Below are 2,645 nucleotides of genomic sequence, written 5' to 3' on the forward strand. Positions count from 1 at the left end.
TATTGATAAAATTATTTAAAGGGATGATTGTATGACGAATGCTATAGCGTTAAGAAATGTACGAAAGTTTAGTTCTCAACCCTTATCTACTAATTGTGCTGAAATATTAAAACGTAGTAAGCATGCAATAATAGGTATTAGTCCGTTTAATAGTAGATTTTCTGATGAATATATTAATAGACTCATTGAATGGGCATTACATACTTTTGATGATGTTAGTGTTTTATTAGCTGGAAAAGAAGCTGCAAATTTACTTGAGGCTCTAGGAACTCCAAAAGGTAAAGCGGAAAGAAAAGTTAGGAAAGAAGTATCTCGAAATAGAAGATCAGCTGAAAAGGCACTTAAAGAGCATGGTGGTAATGTAAATGCTATCCATACTTTTTCTGATTTTAATGACAACAATGCATATAGCTGCATGAGGGCAGAAGCAGAACATATTTTTTTAAGCGAAACTGATTTTCGAAATGCTTGCTTAGAAATGTCACATGCAGCCATTTTAGGTAGGGCAAGGGGTACTAATATAGATATTGATCAAATATCAAATGACATGCTAAATATTGCAGTAGAATATGTAATTGCAGAACTCCCATTTTTCATTGGCGGAGCTGAAATTTTAGGAGCTCAAGAAGCTGTACTTATTTATCATAAACCATGGGAGCTTGGTGAACAGATAGTTCGAAATGATTTTTCTATCAAGATGAAACCAAATCAAGGATATTTAATGGTTCAAGAATCGGAAGATATATCTTAGCAAATAGTAAGTATCCATTACAAGGGGGAAGTAATATGTCAAATACTATGCAAACGGTTAATATATTAACAGAGGAATTTCAAGAAGATCCATATAAGTATTTTTCATACCTACGTCAGAATGACCCAGTACATTATGAACCTGAGATTGATAGCTATTTTATTAGTAGATATCAAGATGTCCGTAATATATTGAATGATACTGAAACATTTACAACAAAATCATTAGCTGAACGTGCTGAACCAGTAATGCGTGGACCAGTATTAGCACAAATGCGTGGAAAAGAGCATGTAGCGAAAAGAAAAATTGTTTTAAGAAGTTTTATGGGAGATGCTTTACAAAAATTAATGCCTTTAATTAAAAAGAATGCAGAAGATTTACTATCTCCACACCTTCCAAATGGAAAGATAGATTTAATTAATGATTTTGGCAGAACATTTGCTGTTTATGTAACAATGGATATGATTGGATTAGATAAGAAAGATCATAAGAAGATAGGAGAATGGCATAGTGGTGTAGCTGAGTTTATTACCAGTATAAATCAACCACCAGAGGCAAAAAAACATTCTCTTTGGTGCAGTGAACAGTTGGCTAATTATTTAGAACCAATTATTAAAGAGCGACGATTAAACCCACAGGAAGATTTAATTTCTAAATTATGCAGTGCTAAATATGAAGGAATAGCTATGACTGATACTGATATTCTAGCATTGATTTTAAATATATTATTAGCTGCAACAGAACCTGGTGATAAGACTCTTGCTTTATTAATCTATAATTTAATTAACCAACCGAAACAACTGCAAGATGTATTAAGCGATCGTTCATTAGTACCATTAGCTATTGCAGAAACTTTACGTTACAATCCACCAGTGCAATTGATCCCACGTCAATTGTCAAAAGATACGGAAATAAGTGGTATCCAACTATCCAAAGGAACTACGGTATTTTGTATGATTGGTGCAGCGAACCGTGACCCTAATGCATTTGAAAGACCTGATGAATTCAACATTTATCGTCCGGATCTTGATATTAAAAAGGCATTTAGTGGTGCTGCAAGACACCTTGCATTCGGATCAGGTATTCATAATTGCGTAGGGGCAGCGTTTGCGAAATCAGAAATTGAAATAGTTGTAAATGTAGTCTTAGATAATATGAAAAATATTAAATTAGAAGAAGATTTTAAATATGTTGAAAAAGGACTTTATACACGTGGACCTATTTCCATGCCTATTCTTTTTGATAAGTTAGTTTAAAAAAACATGGCTATTTTAGTTATTAATATAATTCAATTTTTACTAAGGGGCTAAAACCCCTTAGTTTTTCTATTTTTATGAGAAGGCCAACATATATACCTTCTAAGCTAATATAACAAAAAATTAAATACATTGTTTCCATGCTTCTAAAAATTTTGTTACAACTTGTAACTCGGAATCATTAAATTGTTGGAATAACGCACTGTAACGCTCATGTGCAATTTTGTGTAATTTTTTATGAACAATGGCTAACTGTATTCCCTTATCAGTTAAAGTATAAAAGATTTCCTTCTTATTATCTGTATTTTGATGCGTCAATAAAATTTTATTATCAATAAGAACGCGAATAGCTTTAGAGATGGTTGCTTTAGAAATATTAAGTTCCATAGATAGTAGAGTGTTATTCATTTGTTGTTTGCTCTCATGAATAACCGAAACAATATGTAGTTGCGTTAGAGTCCAATTTTTATTTATATTTTCATATTCACTAACTAATTCTTTTATCATCTCTTGAGATGCATATTTTTTCTTTTCTCTTGTTATGACAAAGTCTTCAATAGCTTTTAAGGTTTGTTCATGGACAAAATTTGTCATAATAATTTCCCCTATCTAGAATTATTGTTTATCGGTTAACAATA

At 31.8% G+C, this 2,645-nt stretch carries 3 protein-coding genes; 2 read left to right on the forward strand and 1 reads right to left on the reverse strand.

Annotated elements, in window-relative coordinates; genetic code table 11:
- The first annotated feature begins 31 nt into the window (after positions 1 to 31).
- Both ACQGS6_RS26085 and ACQGS6_RS26090 read left to right on the forward strand, forming a co-directional pair.
- Positions 32 to 751, forward strand: coding sequence for a tRNA-dependent cyclodipeptide synthase (locus ACQGS6_RS26085; RefSeq protein ID WP_426965852.1), 720 nt, complete (start codon positions 32 to 34; stop codon positions 749 to 751).
- A 35-nt stretch (positions 752 to 786) separates the two neighbouring features.
- On the forward strand, positions 787 to 2,007 hold the full coding sequence (locus ACQGS6_RS26090; protein WP_139020091.1) for a cytochrome P450, cyclodipeptide synthase-associated: 1,221 nt from the start codon (positions 787 to 789) through the stop codon (positions 2,005 to 2,007).
- 123 nt (positions 2,008 to 2,130) lie between these two features.
- Here the strand turns inward: ACQGS6_RS26090 and ACQGS6_RS26095 are convergent, their stop codons facing one another.
- The gene (locus tag ACQGS6_RS26095; RefSeq protein ID WP_426965853.1) at positions 2,131 to 2,601 is read right to left on the reverse strand and encodes a MarR family transcriptional regulator; all 471 of its coding nucleotides are present in this window, start codon (positions 2,599 to 2,601) and stop codon (positions 2,131 to 2,133) included.
- Between the last annotated feature and the right edge of the window lie 44 nt (positions 2,602 to 2,645).

Origin of the sequence: Bacillus sp. GMs2/2, from assembly GCF_050172095.1 — a bacterium.
Lineage (GTDB): Bacteria > Bacillota > Bacilli > Bacillales > Bacillaceae_G > Bacillus_A > Bacillus_A cereus.